Origin of the sequence: Snodgrassella alvi, from assembly GCF_002777745.1 — a bacterium.
In the GTDB taxonomy this organism is placed as follows: domain Bacteria; phylum Pseudomonadota; class Gammaproteobacteria; order Burkholderiales; family Neisseriaceae; genus Snodgrassella; species Snodgrassella alvi_D.
In genome coordinates this window covers 1-2,591 of record NZ_MEIO01000044.1, presented here as the reverse complement: position 1 = coordinate 2,591, position 2,591 = coordinate 1, and the positions used below count along the sequence as shown (strand labels likewise).

Here is a 2,591-nt window from a genome sequence, read left to right as displayed (position 1 = left end):
ATTATTGCGGTGCAGATCATGTTAAATCGCGTTCGACCATAGGAAACGCTGCAAATGCACTAACTCCATTAGAGGAATATTTGCGTTTTGCACAGAATTGGAAATTTACTGCTAGAAATAAAGAGTTTAATCCCTATGGTACAACAGAGGCTGCAGAAAACTGGGTTGCTCAGGTTACTACCGGTCACGGAGGCTATCAAAACGGACATACAGGTGGCGTGACAAACCTATTACCAAGAGCCTTTGGTATTAATTCGTTTGCTCTTGGCTGTGCAGCTTATGTAACCGGTAATCATGGCCTTGCTTTTGGTACCAATGCTACCAGTACAGCTGGTGGAGCGCAGGCATTTGGTATAGCAGCGCTGGCCGGTGGCCGCGCCTCCAACGCCATTGGTATTTCTTCGCAGGCTACAGGTGTGTCTGGTGTTGCTTTAGGTTCTGTAGCTACCGCTGATGGAAACGGAAGTGTAGCGCTTGGCTTGCAGGCAAAAGCTTCTGCTAATAGCACCGTGGCAGTAGGGGTGCAATCTCAGGCCGGTGTGGATTCGGCAGTGGCCATTGGTAATAATAGTAAAGCTTCAGGCAAGCAAAGTATCAGTATCGGTTCCGATAATGATATTTCGGGTGAGGGATCGATTGCTATCGGCAGCTCTGCAACAGCCACCAAGTTCAAACAAGAAGACGGTACGCTGGAAACAGCTGCTACAGGTAAAACTCGTATCAGCGGCAACCATATCTTATCCTTGGGTAACAGCAATACTGGTAAAACCTCTGAAGATGCTATTACCGCTTCTGACACAGCCATATTTGGTAACAACAATATCATTGCTGCCAATGTTGGTGTACATGTTATTGGTAATAATAATAAAATAGATATTGTTAACTCAGATGCCAGTGCAACTATCATTGGTAATCATGCCAGTGTCAGCGCAGGCAACGGTTTAGCATTGGGTAATCAAACTATTGTTAGTGGTCTTGATGCGGTTGCTATAGGTAACGGTGCTCAAGCCACGGCTGAGGGCGCGGTTGCTTTGGGTGCCGGTTCGGTTGCGGATAGAGCAGGAAATACTGCTGGTTATAATCCCGATAGCAGTGTCACAGCTACTGATCCGGCCACTAACACGCCCGTATGGAAAAGTACCACCGGTGCGGTAGCTGTAGGAAATGCAAATATTACACGCCGTATAACCGATGTGATGGCCGGTACTCAGGATACTGATGCAGCCAATTTTGGTCAGTTAAAGAGTCTGTCTTCTTCTCTTCCCGTCGGTGTGGACAGTCTGTCTACAAGTATTAGCGAGTCTCTGCCTAAAGTAGATCCTGTTATTAGTAGCACTACTAATTCAATTTCTACAGCCATCGATGATTTTAATTCAGAAATCAACAAGTTTTCACCCGATGTCAATAAAAAATTATCAGAAATAGATACGAAAATTACAGCCATAAGTGCTTCAATATCTGAGGGTATTACTCCGTTACGGCGAGATGCTTTGCTGTATGAAAACGGTGTTTATAATGCTGGTCATAAAGATGGCCAAGCGCATAAAATAATCCATGTGGCTGCTGATGAAAATCTTTCTGCTGATTCTACCTATATGGTTAATGGTGGGCAGCTATACATCACCAATTCGGGTATTACCAGTCTGTCCGTTACTGCTAAGAATCAGTTGGACAGTTTGAATGATTCAATTTCATCGTCTGTATCAGCTAACCAGAATCTGGGTCAAGTATCGGCAGATCTACAAGCAAACAAAGAAAAAGTTTTGGCGCTACAAAAGGATGTGCTGCAATGGAAAGATGGCAGCTATAGTGCAGACCACGGTACAGACGAGGCACAGATAATTACCAATGTGGCTGCTGGTCATATAGCAGCAGATTCAACGGATGCGATCAACGGTTCACAGCTGCACAGTCAGTCAACTGTGACACAGTCAGGACTGGATACTGCTGCTTCAGGCCTGAGCAGCCTGTCGGTGTCGACAGCAACAGGTCTGAACAGCCTGAGTTCCAGTATAAATTCCAGCCTGAGCAATGCTACTGAGGGTGTAACAGAATTAAAACAGAATGCATTGCAATGGAATAACAATATCGGAGCCTATGATGCCGCTCGAAATGGAGATGCTAAAAGGATTACCAATGTAGCAGCCGGTATTCTTGGAGAGAATTCCACTGATGCGGTTAATGCAGGCCAGTTGTTTAGTCTGTCTAACTCTACCTCAAGCGGTTTGAGCGATCTGGCCAGCAGTTTGAGTACAATTGCTGACACTCATATAGGTAGCCTGTCCAGTGCTTCCCAGAGCCTGAGTACCATAGGCGATAATATAGTCAGCTTGTCTACCAGCTTTGAGCAAACCAATGGCAGTGTAACTGCATTGCAGCAGAATGCATTGCAATGGAATGGTCAAGTCTATGATGCCACCCGTGATGGCAGTACCCAAAAACTGACCGGTATTACGGCCGGCCGGGTAGAAGCAGATTCAACGGATGCCATCAACGGTTCACAGCTGCACAGTCTGTCAACTGTGACACAGTCAGGACTGGATACTGCTGCTTCAGGCCTGAGCAGCCTGTCGGTGTCGACAGCAACAGGT

Annotated in this window: 1 pseudogene; it reads left to right on the top strand. The window is 46.1% G+C overall.

From position 1 onward, the window contains the following. Positions 1–2,591 (top strand): annotated as a pseudogene (locus tag BHC51_RS05290) (hypothetical protein); the annotation flags it as partial.